Source organism: Halalkalibacter okhensis (assembly GCF_000787375.1).
GTDB classification, from domain to species: domain Bacteria; phylum Bacillota; class Bacilli; order Bacillales; family Bacillaceae_D; genus Halalkalibacter; species Halalkalibacter okhensis.
Genome location: NZ_JRJU01000010.1, coordinates 1 through 18,392 on the forward strand (window position 1 = coordinate 1; position 18,392 = coordinate 18,392).

The 18,392-nt window shown below is 37.7% G+C and carries 16 protein-coding genes; 5 read left to right on the forward strand and 11 right to left on the reverse strand.

Annotated elements, in window-relative coordinates; genetic code table 11:
* A partial coding sequence (locus LQ50_RS09030) for an aminotransferase class I/II-fold pyridoxal phosphate-dependent enzyme (protein WP_034628376.1) occupies positions 1-664 on the reverse strand: 664 nt, incomplete at its 3' end.
* 189 nt (positions 665-853) lie between these two features.
* Between LQ50_RS09030 and LQ50_RS09035 the strand changes: the two genes are divergently transcribed.
* A complete protein-coding gene (locus LQ50_RS09035; RefSeq protein ID WP_034628378.1) occupies positions 854-2,545 on the forward strand; it encodes a PucR family transcriptional regulator in 1,692 nt (563 codons plus the stop codon).
* Between the two features lie 23 nt (positions 2,546-2,568).
* Here the strand turns inward: LQ50_RS09035 and kapB are convergent, their stop codons facing one another.
* From kapB to LQ50_RS09075, 8 genes are all read right to left on the reverse strand, one after another.
* On the reverse strand, positions 2,569-2,952 hold the full coding sequence (gene kapB, locus LQ50_RS09040; RefSeq protein ID WP_034628381.1) for a kinase-associated lipoprotein KapB: 384 nt from the start codon (positions 2,950-2,952) through the stop codon (positions 2,569-2,571).
* A 6-nt stretch (positions 2,953-2,958) separates the two neighbouring features.
* Positions 2,959-3,150, reverse strand: coding sequence for a hypothetical protein (locus LQ50_RS09045; RefSeq protein ID WP_034628382.1), 192 nt, complete (start codon positions 3,148-3,150; stop codon positions 2,959-2,961).
* 9 nt (positions 3,151-3,159) lie between these two features.
* The gene (locus LQ50_RS09050; RefSeq protein ID WP_034628615.1) at positions 3,160-3,411 is read right to left on the reverse strand and encodes a hypothetical protein; all 252 of its coding nucleotides are present in this window, start codon (positions 3,409-3,411) and stop codon (positions 3,160-3,162) included.
* 93 nt (positions 3,412-3,504) lie between these two features.
* Entirely contained in the window at positions 3,505-3,858 is a 354-nt protein-coding gene (locus LQ50_RS09055) for a hypothetical protein (protein ID WP_034628384.1), read from the reverse strand.
* Positions 3,859-3,974: 116 nt separating this feature from the next.
* Positions 3,975-4,631, reverse strand: coding sequence for a YpjP family protein (locus tag LQ50_RS09060; RefSeq protein WP_034628385.1), 657 nt, complete (start codon positions 4,629-4,631; stop codon positions 3,975-3,977).
* Positions 4,632-4,730: 99 nt separating this feature from the next.
* Positions 4,731-6,218: a glutamate synthase subunit beta gene (locus LQ50_RS09065; RefSeq protein WP_034628387.1), complete on the reverse strand. Its 1,488-nt coding sequence runs from the start codon at positions 6,216-6,218 to the stop codon at positions 4,731-4,733.
* 128 nt (positions 6,219-6,346) lie between these two features.
* The gene (gltB, locus tag LQ50_RS09070) at positions 6,347-10,942 is read right to left on the reverse strand and encodes a glutamate synthase large subunit (protein WP_034628616.1); all 4,596 of its coding nucleotides are present in this window, start codon (positions 10,940-10,942) and stop codon (positions 6,347-6,349) included.
* Positions 10,943-11,201: 259 nt separating this feature from the next.
* Positions 11,202-11,972 (reverse strand): NRDE family protein, encoded by a 771-nt coding sequence (locus tag LQ50_RS09075; protein WP_034628390.1) that lies wholly within the window; start codon positions 11,970-11,972, stop codon positions 11,202-11,204.
* A 308-nt stretch (positions 11,973-12,280) separates the two neighbouring features.
* Here LQ50_RS09075 and LQ50_RS09080 point away from each other — a divergent pair, with 308 nt between their 5' ends.
* From LQ50_RS09080 to LQ50_RS09095, 4 genes are all read left to right on the forward strand, one after another.
* Positions 12,281-13,285 (forward strand): toxic anion resistance protein, encoded by a 1,005-nt coding sequence (locus LQ50_RS09080; protein ID WP_034628391.1) that lies wholly within the window; start codon positions 12,281-12,283, stop codon positions 13,283-13,285.
* 31 nt (positions 13,286-13,316) lie between these two features.
* Complete coding sequence (locus LQ50_RS09085) at positions 13,317-14,216, forward strand: hypothetical protein (protein ID WP_034628393.1); 900 nt, start codon at positions 13,317-13,319, stop codon at positions 14,214-14,216.
* A gap of 106 nt (positions 14,217-14,322) precedes the next feature.
* Complete coding sequence (locus LQ50_RS09090) at positions 14,323-15,267, forward strand: MBL fold metallo-hydrolase (protein ID WP_034628394.1); 945 nt, start codon at positions 14,323-14,325, stop codon at positions 15,265-15,267.
* 103 nt (positions 15,268-15,370) lie between these two features.
* Positions 15,371-16,357, forward strand: coding sequence for a DUF2777 family protein (locus tag LQ50_RS09095; protein ID WP_034628397.1), 987 nt, complete (start codon positions 15,371-15,373; stop codon positions 16,355-16,357).
* A gap of 112 nt (positions 16,358-16,469) precedes the next feature.
* On the opposite strand, the gene LQ50_RS09100 is transcribed toward LQ50_RS09095, so the two are convergent.
* Together LQ50_RS09100 and LQ50_RS09105 are read right to left on the reverse strand one after the other, a co-directional pair.
* Complete coding sequence (locus LQ50_RS09100) at positions 16,470-17,912, reverse strand: PH domain-containing protein (RefSeq protein WP_034628400.1); 1,443 nt, start codon at positions 17,910-17,912, stop codon at positions 16,470-16,472.
* A complete protein-coding gene (locus LQ50_RS09105) occupies positions 17,905-18,381 on the reverse strand; it encodes a PH domain-containing protein (protein ID WP_034628402.1) in 477 nt (158 codons plus the stop codon). The genes LQ50_RS09100 and LQ50_RS09105 overlap by 8 nt, the downstream gene beginning before the upstream one ends.
* Positions 18,382-18,392 lie beyond the last annotated feature (11 nt).

Here is an 18,392-nt window from a genome sequence, read left to right on the forward strand (position 1 = left end):
CCCCACCTAACGCATCTGCATGACCACCTAGAAACTTAGTAGCACTATGAATAACGAGATCAACTCCAAGTGTTAACGGATTTTGATTGATCGGGGTGGCGAATGTATTATCGACAAATACAAGCGCATTTACTTTTTTCGCTGCTTTTGTAATTCGAACAATATCCGTAATTTTCACCGTTGGGTTCGTTGGTGTTTCTAAATAAACCAATTGACACCCTTTTGCAATTTCCTTTTCCATCTCCTCATGATTTCCAGTTTCAACGAGCACAACTTCTATATTTAACCTTGGTAGAAATTCCGAGAATATTTTATTTGTTCCTCCATAGGTATCTTTAATAGAGACAATCCTATCACCAGGTTTAAGTATTGTAAGAAGCGCATTTGAAATGGCTGCCATTCCCGTTGAAAAGCTAGTAGCAGCGTCGGCATGTTCCAAAATTTTCACTTTGTCTTCAAATGATTGCACGGTTGGATTCGTATTTCTGCCATAAATATGGCCACTTCTTTTTCCAATCGCTACTTCATACCATTCATCGATATCATCATAATTATAGGCAACACTATGCACCACAGGTACTTGAGTTGCCCCGTGTACTAAATAATCTTTTTCTCCAGCCCATACCGACTTTGTTCCTACCTGTAAACCTTTTTTTGCTTCCATGTTGCCACCCCTTTCGTTTGTTACTTTCATCATATTCAATTGCACAAAGCAAAACATTCAACAATTTGTATGAAAAAAAATCAGATCTATTCATCTTTTTTTACAAATGTTCTGACAATGCTATACAATAGAACTTAATCATATTTATCTTCTCTTTTAATAACCTTGTTGTAAGGAGGACGGTTTATTATGACAATTACTATGAATCATGTTCAATCGTTAGAAATCTTTAAATCAGCAGTCATTCGCACGGGTGAATCTGAATTAGAAAAGACTACTGTAGATTGGATATCCGTGATTGAAACACCTGTCGAAACATTCGTCCGTAAAAATGAACTCGTTCTTACAACCGGGGTTGGCTGTGCCGATAATGATCAACTGTTCTATGAATTTGTTAAACAGATTATTGAAGCAGGTGCTTCCGCTTTAGCTGTTGCCCTTGGTCCTTTTGTTAAAGTCATTCCAAACTCTGTCATAGATCTTGCAAGGAAACATCAATTCATTTTAATGGAGCTAGAATGGTCCATTCGTTTTTCGGATATTTTAGAGCATGTTCTTGCTGAAATCCACGAACAAAAACATCAATATCTCGAAAAAATTGAAAATATCCGTAAATCCTTACTCGACTTCATTTTATCTGGCGAATCCTTACACTTAGTAGCTGATCATGTAGCTAAGTCAATTGATTGTGAAGTGTTAATCGCCGATAAGCGTGGTGTTATTCGTGGCAAGTCAAACATTTTCCCTGACGACTTATTAAATAGATGGGCTGAGTTTTTACATAAACAATTAGAAGAAGATGGGATTTATCATTCCCTTGATCAAACATTTGAATGGATTGAATATAATGGAGGTTATGCCTTACAATTAACAATTCATTCAACTGGAAACATCCAAGGTTATATTGTTGTCGGGGGATTTGGCGCTGAACCGTTTAGTGAAGAAGAACATACTGAATGGGTCATGTTACTTGAACATGTAACAACTGCTGTTGCAATTCATTTTTTACACGAACAAGCAGCAAAAGAGGCAGAATGGAGATTAAGAGATGATTTTGTATGGGAGTTATCTCGAGATGCAATCCCTTCTAACGAGCTGATTCTCTCAAGGGCAAAATCATTAAATTATCAAATAAATCTACCGTATATTTGTCTAGTAGGAAAAACCGAACAACTTGAGGAAAGCTTTCGATCTATGACTCATTTAGCAATTACATTTGACCACTGGCTACATGAGTGGATTCGCCATATGGAAGAAGAGGCAGAATCAATAGCTAAATCGATGGCATTAAAATCAATGGTCACTTATCAAAATGAAGAATTGATTATCTTTTTAGAAGTAAATCATCACGTTATGGAACAAGCAAAAACCTACATTACTAAATTACAAACTCGTTTTCAATTCCTGAATCCGTCTATATCGATCGCTTGGGGGATCGCCAAACAATACGGCTATTCTTGCTTTGCTACTAGTTACCAAGAAGCAAAAAAAGCAGTAGAAATAGGGCGAAAAAGAAACGGGAAAAACAGCATATCTATTTACGCTGATACGAAAGTAGATCGGGTGATGGATAGTTTATTAAAAAATGATGAATTAATTGATATCGCAAAGTCCATTCTTGATTCTTTGCTTCGTTATGCGAAAGAAAGACAAATTGACCTTCTTCATACATTTACAGCTTATCATCGAAATCACGGGAACGTCAGCCAAACAGCACGAGAATTGAATTTACACCGCCAATCACTTCTTTATCGTTTACGAAAAATTGAATCGCTAACAAATTGTTCCTTAGATGATCCTGATGAATTATTTTTGCTTGATTTGAGTATTCGTTTGTGGCTTCATGGTATGGAGTTGAAAGAAGCTGAATATAGAGCGTAATCTATATTCAGCTTCCTTTTCCACTATGATATTCCATACTCTTTCTTACATTCTTGCAATTTCTTAAGCGAAAGTTGTGCCCACTCAGACGGCTCTTTTTCAAGCTTTGTCATTTGCTCATCTAAAGCATGTATAAGGGATTCCCTGTAATTAGGAACATCCCCTTCATACCCCTTAAGTGACGAAAGCGGTACCCATGTTTTTTCAAACTCAGCCAAAGCTTTCCGCTGATGAAAAAGAGGGACATTCGTCATCTTAGGATTGTGAAGATCACCTTGTGTAGGATGTTTAACAACAGCTCTAATTTTCACTAGCGCACGGCCATTTTCTTCTTGCCTTTCAATTAATTCAGCAATGTAGGCCCCTGTTTTGTAAAACGCTCGTACTATAACATCTCCCAATGTAATCCCTCCTTAAATGTTACCAAACCCCACTATAAACATAAAAAGTAAATAAACAATAATTAATATAAAACCAATAGCAAAGCTCCATATGGCTCGCTTCTTATTATGATGTAATATACTATAAATACCAATAGCTCCAAATACCCCTGTTAATATAAACAAAAGAAATACACTAATTACGATGACGATTTCCTGTGACATGTGACCTCCTTATAACCCAGGGACTAAAAAAGTAAAGAGTCTCCACATAAATTCTGAAATTGGTACAAAATATTGTTCAGAAATAGCTCCGAGTTGACTTGTATCCGAAAAGCTGTCAATAATAATAAAAGTAAATGTTATTAATATGGCAATAATCGTCACAGCTAAAATAACAGCTAACACAAGAGCGTAAGCTAGTAAAATACGAATCGTCCATTTTAGCCATTCTGGACGACTTTTCCCTTCCATACGTGATTCCAAAACAATCCCTCCAACATTGATCATTCTATCTTTAATCCTACCAAAAAAATAAAGAGATTAAGAGAGATTTACGAAAATATCATGAACAAGTTCTTAATCTAGCTTCAATTTTATAAGTATTTCCTGAATTGGTACTCCTTCTGGCGTTGATACATCACTAAAATCAAAATCTCTAAGATTTAAGACCTGCGTTTCATTGACTTCTTCTTTAATCTCTTTTACGAGTGAGGATTCTTTCCATTCATTGTTTTGTCTAAGATCGTTTTTTTCATTTTCATCACCTTGCTCTTCTCTAGAAGCGTTCTGCTCAACTTCCATTTCTTCATACATTACCTCTACTGAAAACATTTCCTCACCCTGTTTTCCGTTAAATTGCATAAGAACAAATACCCAAACCGTTACAAACATCGCAAAAGCAGAAAAAATTAATAGTAATTGCTTAATCATGGATAAAACCTTTCTCAATTAGTATTCAATTTAAAATTATACCATATAAAAAAATGTAAAAGTGTATGAAAAATCACACTTTCTAAAAAAATTCAACTGACAAAAGACCGTGTATATTATAAATATACACGGTCCTTACTAGTCCATCTTGGAGGCATATCTTTACCCCAGTGAATGTTTGCAATTGTATGATGTTTTTCATGCTGATCTAAATACGTATGATAATGAAAATTAAATACATACCCTTGTTTAGGTGGCTGGTCTCTTCTTACATGAAAACGAAAAATATCTTCTCCACTTTCTTCGTTATAAAGATGGAAAATTTTCTCTCCCAAGCCAGCTGATGGAGTTGACGACATTTTTATTTGCTCCCAGTCTCGATCGGACAATGTTTCAGTTGTCTCGCGTAAGACTGAATTAAGTCGAGGTAGAATTTGCTCTTCAAAAGGCATACTAATCTTCTCACTAATTACCGCGCCAAATTTCAACATACTCTGTTCGGCTGCTTGTTTCATTATAAAATCATTAATTAGATCAGCCGATGATGCATTTCTGTGAATGTATTGCTCAGTTTTTGCCGGTAAGACGTCACCAAACAAATCATAACTATCTTCATTTACTTGATATATTAGCGGATTCTCATTACTTTCACCTTGTGTCTTCTGTGGCTCTTCAGCTTGTACGTCTCGAACAAAGTCAATCGACGGAACAAACAGTCCAAATGTAAGAAGAGCTGATGAAATGACGAGGCCACGCTTCACTTGTCGAAGCATATTCATACGCCCTTTCATAGTTTCAATTTTCTATTAACTCTATTCTCTCATGAAATCTATGAAAACGCCATTACAATCCCGTTACAAGCTTATGAAATTCTATGGTAAATTCGAACTCCCCATTAAGTAACGGTCACATTCTCTAGCTGCCTCTCGTCCTTCATTAATTGCCCATACAACTAAACTTTGGCCGCGACGATTATCTCCAGCTGCGAACACGCCAGGAACACTTGTCATGTACTTTCCGTACTCTGCATCAATTGTCGAACGAGATGTCGTTGCTATTGATAATTCTTCGATAATACGTTCTTCCGGACCTGTGAATCCAATTGCGAGTAGAACTAAATCAGCTGGCCATACCTTCTCGGTACCAGGAATTGGCGTACGGATTTTTCTACCTTTATCATCAATCGTTGTTTCTACACCGATGGTATGAATTTCTTTTACATTTCCCTGTGCGTCACCAACAAACTTTGTTGTACTAACTTGATGACTACGAGGATCTGTGCCATATACTGCTTTTGCTTCCTTTTGACCATCTTCAACTGTATGAATGATTGGGAATAAAGGCCATGGATTCTTATCTCCGCGCTCATCAGGCTTTTGGCGATTGATATCAAATTGAGTGATTGATTTTGCACCATGTCGCACTGATGTCGTAATACAGTCAACACCTGTATCTCCACCACCGATAACAATGACATTTTGGCCGTTTGCAGAAATATAATTCCCATCTTCATGATTTGAGTTTAGTAGACTTTTTGTATTAGCTGTAAGAAAATCCATCGCATAATGAATTCCTTTTAATTCACGACCTTCAACCTCTACGTCACGCGGCTTTGTAGCACCAGTACACAGTAGAACTGAATCGAAATTCTTTTTTAACTCAGTTGCTGAAATATCTTTCCCAATCTCTACATTTGTTTCAAATGTGATTCCTTCTTCTTCAAGAATTTTCACACGACGTTCAACAATATGATTAGCAAGCTTCACATCAGGAATTCCATATGTCAAAAGTCCGCCAATACGGTCTTCGCGCTCAAACACAGTCACAGAATGACCTGCTTTGTTCAACTGAGCCGCAGCAGAAAGACCAGCAGGACCTGAACCTACGACAGCAACTTTTTTACCAGTTCTTTTTGAAGGGGGTTGTGGTACAATCCACCCTTCTTGAAAACCGCGCTCAACAATGTGATATTCAATGCTCTTAATAGAAACAGCATCGTCACTAATTGCTACCGTACAAGATCCTTCACAAGGTGCAGGGCAAACTCGTCCTGTAAATTCAGGGAAATTATTTGTTTTGTGAAGCCTTTCAAGCGCTTCCTTCCATTTACCACGATATACTAAATCATTCCATTCTGGAATTAAATTGTATACAGGGCACCCAATTTCTCCAGAACCGTCCATTGTTGTTCCAGTTTGACAAAAAGGAACACCACAATCCATACAGCGAGCTCCTTGTTGGCGTAAAGCTGGTTCAGGCATTAAAATTTGAAATTCTTTCCAACTTTTTGTCCGTTCAAATGGATCTCGTTTAGTCGGATTCTCTCTTTTATATTCAATAAATCCAGTTGGCTTCCCCATCGCATTCACTCCAATCTCTTCTATCTCTACAAAATTAGAAGGAAAGATGAACTCAGAAAGACGGCTGATCTAAAAAGATACGATCCATCAGCTTAAGATCAATCATGCCGTCCTTTGAGACACCTTAACTATTTTCCACTTACACGTGATTTATCACTTTTATTTTCATCAAAAGCAACCATCACAGCATCACTATCAGTAAGTCCTTCTTGCTTCACACGGTTAATAGCTTCAAGCATTCTTTTGTAATCTTTCGGAATCACCTTAACGAACTTCAATAATGATTCGTTCCAGTTTGCAAGAACAGAAGCTGCCTTTGAGCTCTTCGTATAATCAAAATGATTTTCAAGTAGTGTACGTAAAAGATCCATGTCTTCTTGTGCTGTTAGATCTTCTAAATGCACCATTTCTTTGTTGCATTTAGATGCGAATGTCCCATCCTCATCAAGTACAAACGCTATCCCGCCAGACATACCAGCAGCAAAGTTTTTCCCCACTGAACCTAGGTTCACTACAACTCCACCAGTCATGTACTCAAGACCGTGGTCACCAACACCTTCAACCACAACACTCACACCAGAGTTACGAACAGCAAAACGCTCACCAGCAATCCCATTGATGTAAGCTTCTCCGCTTGTTGCTCCATAGAAAGAAGTGTTCCCAATTAGGATATTTTCTTCAGCTTTAAAGGAAGATCCTACCGGAGGGTGAACAATTATTTTCCCACCTGATAATCCCTTACCGGTATAATCATTCGCGTCACCTTCAAGACGTAAAGTCATTCCTTTTGGAACAAAGGCACCGAAACTTTGACCAGCTGACCCTTTAAAGTCAAATGTAATCGTATCTTCAGGTAATCCTTTTGCCCCATATTTCTTACTAATTTCGCTTCCGACAATGGTCCCAACTACACGGTCGATGTTTCTAATTGCAAATGTGCCTTGAACTTTTTCTCCATTTTCTAAAGCTGGCTTACTAGCTGCTAAAAGTTCTCTTGCATCCAGTGACAACTCAAGCTGATGATCCTGGCTCTTTGTACAGTAGTTGCTTTCATGATCTTCTGGATTAGGTTGATAAAGTAAGTTTGATAAATCAATGTGCTCTGCCTTCCAGTTATCAACCTCTTTATTGGTTTCAAGAAGATCTGTACGACCAATTAAGTCATCCAACTTTTTAAATCCTAACTCAGCCATAAGTTCACGGATCTCCTGTGCTACAAAGTGCATAAAGTTCTCAACATGTTCAGCTTGACCCATATACTTTTTGCGAAGTTCAGGGTTTTGTGTTGCAATCCCAACAGGACAAGTATCTAAGTGGCAGACACGCATGATGATACAGCCTAGAACAACGAGAGGTGCTGTTGAAAAAGCAAACTCTTCAGCCCCAAGTAATGCAGCAACAACGACATCACGTCCCGTCATTAACTTTCCATCCGTTTCAAGTGTTACACGGTCACGTAAGTTGTTTAGTAGAAGCGTTTGATGTGTTTCTGCTAAACCAATTTCCCAAGGTAAACCAGTGTGCTTGATACTTGTTCTAGCTGCAGCTCCAGTACCACCATCATATCCACTAATGATAATTCCATCAGCACGACCTTTTGCAACCCCTGCTGCAATCGTACCAACACCTGTACCAGCAACAAGTTTAACGCTCACTTTTGCTGTTGGATTCGCATTCTTTAAATCATGAATTAGCTCGGCTAAATCTTCAATCGAGTAGATATCATGATGTGGTGGTGGTGAAATAAGACCTACACCTGGTGTTGAACCACGAACTTCTGCAACCCAAGGATACACCTTGTTTCCAGGTAATTGACCACCTTCACCCGGTTTTGCTCCTTGTGCTACTTTGATTTGGATCTCATCCGCATTTACAAGGTAATGACTCGTTACACCAAATCTACCAGATGCTACTTGTTTAATAGCACTTCTGCGTAAATCTCCATTTTCATCCGGAGTAAAACGAGCTGGATCCTCTCCACCTTCTCCTGTATTACTTTTACCTCCAATGCGGTTCATTGCAATGGCAAGTGTTTCGTGTGCTTCTTGCGAGATCGAACCAAAGGACATGGCCCCCGTACGGAAACGTTTGAAGATTTCTTCTACCGGTTCAACTTCCTCAAGTGGAATAGATTTACGGCCATTCTTAAACGCGAGCAATCCGCGTAACGTTGTTTGCTCTTTTGTCTGCTCATTGATCGCATTTGAATACTTCTTAAATAAGTCAAAATTGTTGTTACGACAAGCATTTTGTAGCATATGAATCGTATGAGGATTGTATTGATGCGGATCTCCATTACGGCGCCATTGAAGATCATCCCCCGGATCTAATGCCTTATCCACACCTTCTTGCTTTGAGTAAGCACGGTTATGACGTGTACGCACTTCTTTTTCAATGATTTCTAGATTGACTCCACCAATTCTCGTTGTTGTCCATGTAAAGTATTTATCAACGACAGATTCATGTACACCAACCGCTTCAAAAATTTGTGCACCACGATAACTTTGAATTGTTGAAATCCCCATTTTAGAGAGAACTTTCATAATTCCTTTTGCTGCAGCTTTAATATATTTATTTACGGCTTCTACATAAGAAATATCTTCAAGTAAGCCATCTTGAATCAGTCCATCAATTGAATCAAAGACAAGATATGGATTAATTGCTTCAGCGCCATAACCTAATAAACATGCAAAGTGATGAACTTCTCTTGGCTCACCAGATTCAACAAGTAAGCTCACTTTTGTTCGCGTACCTTGACGAATTAAGTGATGGTGTAATCCTGATACAGCAAGTAAAGCCGGAATAGCTGCTTGAGTCTCACTCATTCCACGATCACTTAAAATAATAAGTGTATGACCACCTTTAATCGCAGCATCTGCGCGAGCAAATAGTGAATCTAATGCATCTTCTAGTTGACTATCGTCCTTTGATACATCAAACAAGATCGGTAATGTAATAGATTTAAAACCTTCCATTTTATTATGACGAAGCTTCGCTAACTCTTCATTGTCTAAAATTGGGTATGGAAGATGAATATGACGACAGCTTAATGGTTCAGGGTTTAACAAATTACGCTCTGATCCAATTGTTGTACCTGTTGCTGTAACTACTTCCTCACGAATTGCATCAATAGCCGGATTCGTTACTTGAGCAAATAACTGTTTAAAATAGTTGTACAAAAGTTGAGGTCTCTTTGATAATACAGCAAGTGGTGAATCATACCCCATTGAACCAACAGGATCAACTCCGTCTTTTACCATTGGTTGGACAACCTTTGACAACTCTTCATACGTATACCCAAAAGCTAGTTGACGTGTACCAAGGTTTTTAAAGTCAGTATTTTCAACGTGAGCCGTTTCAAGTACGTCTTCTAGTTGAATTAAATGCTCGTTCACCCAATCCTCATATGGATGTTCACTAGCAATTTGATGCTTAATTTCCTGATCTGGAATGATACGGCCTTCTTCTGTATCAACTAAAAGCATGTGTCCTGGGTGAAGGCGTTCCTTATAAAGGACGTTCTCAGGATCAATATCAAGTACCCCTACTTCAGAAGACATCACGATATAGTCATCTTTTGTTACATAATAACGAGACGGTCGTAATCCGTTACGGTCTAGGCATGCTCCAATTTGCTTTCCATCTGTAAATACAATCGCAGTAGGACCATCCCAAGGCTCCATTAACGTGCTATGGAACTGATAAAATGCTTTCTTTTCCGCACTCATTTGCTCATCATTTTGCCATGGTTCCGGTATCATCATCATGGCTGAATGAGCCATCGATCGACCTGATAACGATAAAAATTCAATCGTATTATCAAACATTGATGAATCTGAACCACTACTATCAACTACAGGTGAAATTTTTTCCATGTCCTCACCGAACGCCTCTGTTTCAAACATAGCTTCTCTTGCATGCATCCAGTTAACATTACCCTTTACCGTGTTAATCTCACCGTTATGGATCATATAACGATTTGGGTGTGCTCTTTCCCAACTAGGGAATGTATTTGTACTGAATCTAGAATGAACTAGCGCAATGGCTGTTTCAAAATCAGCATCAGGAATATCTAAGAAAAATTGGTCAACTTGTTCTGTCGTAAGCATCCCTTTATATACAATCGTACGACTTGAAAAACTTGCAAAATAAAATGACTCATCTGGAGGAACAAGACTTGCAAGTTCGTGTTCAGCACGTTTACGAATCACGTAAAGCTTACGTTCAAAATCTAATTCTGTTTTAAGTTCTGAGCTACGTTTAATAAAAAGTTGACGAATAAATGGCATTGCTGCTTTTGCCGCATTACCAAGCATGGAATCATCAACAGGAACATCGCGCCAGCCTAGAAGCTCCAATTTTTCTGTTTCTATAATGGCTTCTAGCCCTTTTTCGCAGTTCTCCCGTGCTTCTTCATCCTGTGGCAAAAATAGCATCCCTACTCCGTAGTCACCTGCTTCAGGAAGAGCTATACTATCTGCTAAACAGACTTTTTCAAAGAAATGATGGGGAATTTGTAACAGGATCCCTGCACCATCTCCTGTATTTACTTCGTCACCTTGCCCACCGCGATGCTCTAAATTTCGCAGAATTTGAAGTGCATCTTCAACTACTTGATGCGACTTCTTCCCTTTCATATGGGCTAAAAAGCCGATACCGCAATTATCATGCTCAAATTGTGGATCATATAGGCCTTGTTTTTTCGGTAATTGTGCGTACCGCATTGGCATCAACCCTTTCTCCAAAAAAGTAAAAATCAATCAACTCTCCCCAAAAACTATGAGCTAATATACAGGATCATATCATTTTTCTGACATTTCGGCAAATTGAAATTTGCGGAAATATGTAATGAAAGCGCTTCCTGTATGGTATTTCCTCAAAATTTTTTTCTGATTTGTTCATAACGACTAACCGCCCGTTTGTATAATAACAATGTTTATTGCATAAAAATTCAACCGTTTTGTTCAATACATATTTGTATCATTATTTCTTTAACACCTCAAATGAAATATCAACCTTATCTCGTATCTTCCCATTTGGACCATACGCTTGTTCAATAAAACGAATCGTTCCTCTTTTAAATAAAATAACTGTAGAAGCACGCGTCCCGTACTCGGTCCCTTTTATAAAAATTGGTGAAAGCATTCGTTCTAACTCAAGTGTAACGCCCGTATTTGGTAACTGATCATCACGAGCTAGCTCGTCATCCTGTAGAATATCCATACATTTGTTAATAAGCTGCTCTTCAGTGAATGGCTCATTAAGTACATATTCAAACTTTTGTTTTAATTTTCTTGTTTTTGGCCATTCAGTATTTAAACCTGCATTACTTATAACATGTATGCCCTTGTCTAAATTTTCCATAAGAGAACGGTTTGATGTGTAAATCCATTGATCACCACTCCCTGTGATCAAATTAAAGCCCTGATATTGATCTTTTTCTTTCAATACCTTTTTTACATAACGTTCCGGTTCATCATGAGTAAAAAGAAAATCAGTAACCAATACTCCTCGTGATTTCATCCTTTCTTGTTTAAACGGTTCTCTTACATTCGTTACGCCTGCCAGTCTGCCCGTCTTTGTCACGCCTAGCCAGGTCCCGCCCAATTCTAAATCTTTGCCAGCTACCACGTCGGGATTTTCTTGCCATATATGTGCCCTTTTTGTTTTCCTCTCAAAAAATTCATCTCTGTTGCTAACTAGAATCAAATCATAATCTGGATGAACATGTAATCCTACAGAAAGCAAACACATATAATCACGTCCTTTATTTTCTAATCTTTATTTCAAATGATAAAAGATCTAACACTTTATTTCTATTGATTTTCCTTCCCACTCCTTCATTAATATACCTGTTAATTCACGAAATGATCTAGTGAATGATTGTATTCCCTTCTAAAATCCATCATAATATTACATATCTTGAAACTGGATGTGCCTTAAATACGTAAGTTAAAATAAAGGCAGAAATCAAAGGCTGCTAAAAAGAAGTTCCACTTTCACTTTTTTAGCAGCCTAGAACATTGCACATCATCGTCATTTATGGAGGAGGATTAGGTCAAATGAATAACACGAACCAGCACACAAATAATGTACTAAATCAATACAAGCAAGATGATGATCTATCAAAACTCTTAAGCTCATTAGATTCTTTAGGAGAAACAGAACAACGGGAAGCAGGTGAATCGCTAGAAGCTTTAAAGCGTCCCGTAAAGGAAATGATGCAAGATCAATCAAACCAATTGCCTACTCAATTACACCAATTGAAGGAAACCGTCAGTCAGTTAGAACCAACATATTTGAAAGATAGCCAAACAAAAAAATGGATTAATAAACTACTACGTCGCAACCCTATCGAACAATATGCTCGTAAATACCAAACGGTCGAAGCACAAGTAGACGATATCGTAGAAGGGCTTTTAAGCGGTAAAGATAAGTTGCAAGAAGATACACTCATGCTTCACCAACTAAAAAAAGTCGCTAAAGAGCGGATCACTAATTTAAATGAGCAAATTGACCTTGGGAATCAATTAAATAAAATGCTTGAAGATGAAATGGTAAAAGAACAATGGGCTGATAATCCAAGCGAACTAAAAAAAGGGCAATTAAAAGTCATTTCACGTGTTAAAAACATGTCTCAAGCTGTTATGGTATTACAGCAATCTTTGGCTTCTGTTGATTTAATTGTTGAAAATAACGACAAACTTGAAGAAGCGATCTTTAATGCAATCACAATGACGAAAAATGTGATCACCGTATCAGCTTCCATTCAATTAGCACTATCAAATCAGCAAAAGGTGATTAAAGCCGTAAAAAATGTGAATGAGGCGACAGAATCCATGTTGCTGTCTAACTCTGAACTATTAAAACAAAACACTGAAGAAACGTTAAAAACGCTTGAAGAGCCTGCTATTGCTATTGAATCATTTCGTAAAGCTTATAACAATGTCTTTGAAGCCATTGAATTAACAGAGAAATCAAATGAACGAATTGTACAGACAGGCCAAGAGTTCATTACAGAACTTGACTCCTTAAACAAAGAAATGAGAACAAAATTATTAAATTAATAGTTGTGTCACTGTGGAAAGGCGGGGTTTGATGGAGTGGGTAGATAAAATTAAGTTGATGTTTACACCAGCTCACAAAAAGACAGTCGAGGATCATATTATTAAAGATACCTCGACTAGAAGCATGTTAGAAGATGCTGAAGAGTTACTTGTAAGAATGGCAGAAAATGCGCCTAACACTAATCAGAAGAAATCGATTCGCCGTAAACAAAAAGAATGGCTGATTAAAGTAAAAATAACACATAAAATGATCTCTGTCGTATTGCAGGACCAAAAACTCTCATCATCCCCTATCAAAAAAAGAATTGTCATTTCCTGTTATCGTAAATATATGAAAGCAAAAAATGGAATTGGCCTTTGTAAAGAAGCTTCGATCCATTATGTAAAGGATGGACGAGCTCACGTTCGCTCCATTCGTGAGTCTTCCTTGTTTCAAAGTCTTTTTTACAGAATTCATCACCTCGATTTAGCATATTCGAATGATGGGGTTTTGACTCAACAATCTACTAAAGAATTATTAACTACTCAGCAACAGCTTTTGCAAGAAACTAAATCAAATGACTTATCCATGTTACTTGAAGAAGCGAGGCGCTATGTTCGAACGGTAAATCAGTTTTCTGTAGACCCCCTCATCGAGGGCAAAATGCAAAGGCTCATACAGCAAGGCGAGAAATTACAAAGCGACTTTACTTTATTAGATTTTGAGGAACGACATACGGTAAGACGCATGTTTAAAGAGGATGTCCCTTCTATTATTCATACTTATTTATCGCTTTCTTTAAAACATCAAATAGATCATAAAGAAGAGCTTTATGTCGCTTTATCTAAAATGGAACTAACATTAATCAAATATGTTGAGCGTTTGGAGCAACTTCGGGTAGAACGTATGACTCATTTATTAAATTTACAATCAGTAAGGTATGATAAATAGCACCAATTAAAATTTGATAGGTTTTGTACTATTTTTCCTTGTCACCTTCGATATCTATGTTTACACTTACTGTAAGTGTTTTCATTCGATTGGAGGATATCATTTCATGTCGACTATTATGAAACTCTCACCATCCATCTCTTTAATTGACGGATATGATTCAAACCTTACCTACAGGACAGGTACATACGTATTACATGAAGAAAAAACGACATTAATAGAAAGTGGCCCTTCTCCTTCCGTTTCGTATGTGTTAGAGGGACTATCTGCACTTAATATTCACCCAGCAGATGTAGCATATCTAATCGTTACTCACATCCATTTAGATCATGCAGGCGGAGCAGGCCTTTTACTTCGGCATTGTCCTAATGCCAAACTAATCGTCCATCCTAGAGGATCAAGACATATGATCAATCCCTCACGCCTAATAGACGGGGCAAAAGCTGTGTACGGAGAAAGGTTTGATTCTCTCTTCGATCCGATTATTCCCGTAGCACAGGAGCGTATTATTGAACTTCATGATAGGGAATCAGTAAACATTGGGGAAGGATCAACACTCACTTTCTATGATACACCAGGTCATTCTAATCATCACTTTAGTATTCATGACTCAAAATCAAATGGGATTTTTACAGGTGATACATTAGGGGTTCACTATGAGTTGCTTCAAAAAGAAGGTCATCACTTTGTACTCCCTTCAACTTCTCCAAGCCAGTTTGATCCACATGCCTTGATAAAGTCATTAGAGTTGATTGAAGAACTTAACGTAGATGCGATCTACTTTGGACATTTCAGTGCTTCTTACCAACCTAGCTTAGTGTTTCAACAAATTAGAGAGTGGCTCCCACACTTTGTTTCTCAAGGTCAAGCCATTTTCGACAAACAAGGAAATGAAAAGGATTTAGCTGAAACTTTACACTTAATGATTCAAAGTGAGCTGGATCAAAAAAAGATTCCAAGGAGTCATCCAGTTTATGAGCATATACACCTTGACTTACAAGTATGTTCTTTAGGAATATTACAATATTTCCAAAAACAAGTTCAACAATAAGAATTCGGTCTTAACACTTGCCTACTTGCATAAAGTAAGCCTTCCTTTTTATAATATATATACTATTTTATTTGATACAATCACCGATGAAGCGAGGGGTTTTATGGACCGGAAACAAGCGCAATCAAACATTGGCAATATGGTAAAAATCAATGAAGGTGCCTCAGGTACTTATTATGGAACACTCCAGAAAGTAATTGCCGAGCCTAAAAAACCATGGAGAGGCATTGTCGTTGTCCAAGGTGTATTAGAACTACCTACTACAAAAGATAAAAACCACCCCTTAGAAATCGAGCCACTTCTATATAAAAAGGGAGAATCTTCCGAATTCGAAGGAGGAAAATTAACGGTCATCTTTGAAAAGGACCTTCCGAATACTTATGATTTAAGTGTTGAGTTAGCCGTTAAGAACCGACATAATGAATGGCAAGAGGAAATTAATACGCTTAAAACAAAACAAGATATGTTATTACACTATTTTTCTACATCTATACTTAATAGTAACAACTTACTACTACACAATCAAAAAACATCAGAGGTAATTACCTATACATTTCACCATGATGGCGATCGTTTCATACTAATTGATGAAAATGAAGAACGTCTAGATTTAGAAGACTGCCCCTTTACTATAAAATGGGAAGCTCAAAATGAAAAGATGATTGGTACATATGAACGAAATGGCGTATTTGTATCAGAGCATGGTTATCGGTATCGTCCGAAAGAAGGCGATCTATTTATGATTGATCGAGAGCAATTTGATCCCTATGTCATTCTTCGCAATGAGCTAGAACCAGCTGCTCTCTCTTCTTTCGAGAAAAATTTAGCTCATTTTCAGTTGACACATGATGATCTAGTTGATTGCCATAACTCTCTTTTAACACAGCTATTAAATACCCAAAATCAAAAAACGTTCCGCGGCGCTAATTTTTTACAATATAAAGGGACTAAAGGAATGATCCTTGTGCAGCATCATTATGAACGAACTCTAAATGATGATAAAAATGATCGGATTTATGACCGATTTGAATTTACAACTGACCAAGGAAAGCGAGCAATCGCGACCTATACGAATGAATATTCACGCTAAAAAGACGGTCTAGCTTTACCTGAAGATTTTCACCGCTAACAAGGCTTTTATTAGATATATCAACTCCACTGCATGAGCCCCAAAAAGGAAAACCTTTTGGGGCTCATGCTTTTTATTCATCTATTACGTTTGCTCGGCTTGAATACCAAGCTAGCATCCCACTAGCTTGGTATTGATCAAGGTCTACAACAGTGAATGACTTCCCAACAACACTTGATAAGATGGAAAAGCGGAAACTAGCTAACTGTTTTCGTCTTTGAAAAAAGGAGGAATGTATTTCAACTGCTTGAATTTTTGATTTTTCTGAGACCACAAGCATTTGACTTATTTTTCGATAACGAATCCAAATATGCGTATGATTCATTCCCGCCCCGGCATCTTTGTATTGTAATAAACCCAAAACAAAGCAAAGTGCAACAAGAATAAAGCCGTAATATCCTACTGGATGGATGAATAAGCCAATCAATACTGTTACTACTAACGGAATCGCTACAGCACGAATAAAGAAACGAATCAGTGATCGTTTAGGCACAGGTGTGACATGAAAATAGTCTGCATACTCCGGTAAAACCTTAGACAATACACCACTCATTTCTTCGTCATTGGTAATAGGAAGTAGTACAGTAGATAGTTGTTCATCATTTGTCCCACCACCGGCACTCTCAACATAGACAGAACCAAAACCAAAAGGTTGGCGAAATATATTTCGAACAACACGTACAGCTGTTACTTTATCCGTATGTATTGTAAGCTGTCTACGTTCAAGTAGTCCTCTTGAGATGACCAATTCGTTGTTAAATTTCTCAATATTAAACCGACCATATTTTAAGAGTGTCCCTATAAATGAAATACACCAAGAAATAAAAACAACAAAAACGATAATCACAAAAATGATAGCCACTCCTGAATCTGATAAGAACCCAAATATTTGTTCATAAATCGCTTCCGGTAAAAATTGTTCAACTTGAGTAAAAAGCGCAGCTACTGCCGAGATCGTTAACCCTAATCCACTTGATGTTAAAGCAGCAATGACTAACCGACTTGAGGACAGCTGCCAACTAAACTCTGCTTGATCCTCCTTTTGTATTTCTTCGTTCATTGATAAGTCGTGGTGCTTTTTTAGTAACTCTGAACGAATACCTTCTGCTTCTTCGCGGGTAATAGCGATCAAACTTACTTCTGGCTCTGCACCACCACCAGCTGTTTCAATTCTTACTTTAACTAATCCGAATAAACGTTGAAACACACCTGCAGTAACATCGATACTTTGGACGCGCTTTTGTTGTATATAGCGCTTCTTCTTAATAAGGAGTCCTTTCTGGATATAAAGTTCTCCTTCTACAATTCGATATCTGAATGTAAACCAGTTCACAATGCCGCTAATTATTACAAAAATTAGAATCCCTAACCAAATATATTCAAACCGAAAAAAACCATTCGAATCGCTCGTACTCCCTAAAAAGAAAGTTAAAATAAACGGAAGTAAAAAACTTCGTAAAGTAGTCAAAAACGAAACGAAGATCGCGGCTACATGTAGTCTCTTAAGTTCACTCATCCTCAGCCACCGCCGCCAACTCTGCAATTCGATCACGTAATTCATCAGCAACTTCGATTGTTAATGATGGAATTTGGTGAACTGTCGCCGCAGTAGAAATGGAAACAGCGGCTAATTTATACCTTCTTAATAAAGGGCCTTGCTCTGTGTCAACATGTTGGACCCGCGTCATAGGAATTAACGTCCGTTTGACAATAAATACCCCACGCTGTAAGTCGATTTCATCTGCCAACACTTCATAACGCCATTTTTTCCAACGTATCGGCGGAATGACAAGTACTGTAATAAAAAAATAAACTAGAAACCCACTTAATAATATCCAGAAGATCCACAGAGGAATTGCAAAGAAATATACAAGCACAGCATAACCAATTGGAATAAGAGCTACAAAGAGACTCTCAAAACATGCTCGAAGTCTCCAAACTGGCAATGCTTTTTTAGATAAGAGTTGAGATGGTTCGTGGCGCAAAACACAACCTC

Excerpts from the sequence above, each read along its gene's own strand:
- LQ50_RS09065 (WP_034628387.1), bottom strand. The coding sequence starts at position 6,218 with ATGGGGAAGCCAACTGGATTTATTGAATATAAAAGAGAGAATCCGACT.
- LQ50_RS09060 (WP_034628385.1), bottom strand. The coding sequence starts at position 4,631 with ATGCTTCGACAAGTGAAGCGTGGCCTCGTCATTTCATCAGCTCTTCTT.
- LQ50_RS09085 (WP_034628393.1), top strand. The coding sequence starts at position 13,317 with ATGGAGTGGGTAGATAAAATTAAGTTGATGTTTACACCAGCTCACAAA.
- LQ50_RS09075 (WP_034628390.1), bottom strand. The coding sequence starts at position 11,972 with ATGTGTTTGCTTTCTGTAGGATTACATGTTCATCCAGATTATGATTTG.
- LQ50_RS09080 (WP_034628391.1), top strand. The coding sequence starts at position 12,281 with ATGAATAACACGAACCAGCACACAAATAATGTACTAAATCAATACAAG.
- LQ50_RS09055 (WP_034628384.1), bottom strand. The coding sequence starts at position 3,858 with ATGATTAAGCAATTACTATTAATTTTTTCTGCTTTTGCGATGTTTGTA.
- LQ50_RS09035 (WP_034628378.1), top strand. The coding sequence starts at position 854 with ATGACAATTACTATGAATCATGTTCAATCGTTAGAAATCTTTAAATCA.
- LQ50_RS09100 (WP_034628400.1), bottom strand. The coding sequence starts at position 17,912 with ATGAGTGAACTTAAGAGACTACATGTAGCCGCGATCTTCGTTTCGTTT.
- LQ50_RS09045 (WP_034628382.1), bottom strand. The coding sequence starts at position 3,150 with ATGTCACAGGAAATCGTCATCGTAATTAGTGTATTTCTTTTGTTTATA.
- LQ50_RS09090 (WP_034628394.1), top strand. The coding sequence starts at position 14,323 with ATGTCGACTATTATGAAACTCTCACCATCCATCTCTTTAATTGACGGA.
- LQ50_RS09095 (WP_034628397.1), top strand. The coding sequence starts at position 15,371 with ATGGACCGGAAACAAGCGCAATCAAACATTGGCAATATGGTAAAAATC.
- gltB (WP_034628616.1), bottom strand. The coding sequence starts at position 10,942 with ATGCGGTACGCACAATTACCGAAAAAACAAGGCCTATATGATCCACAA.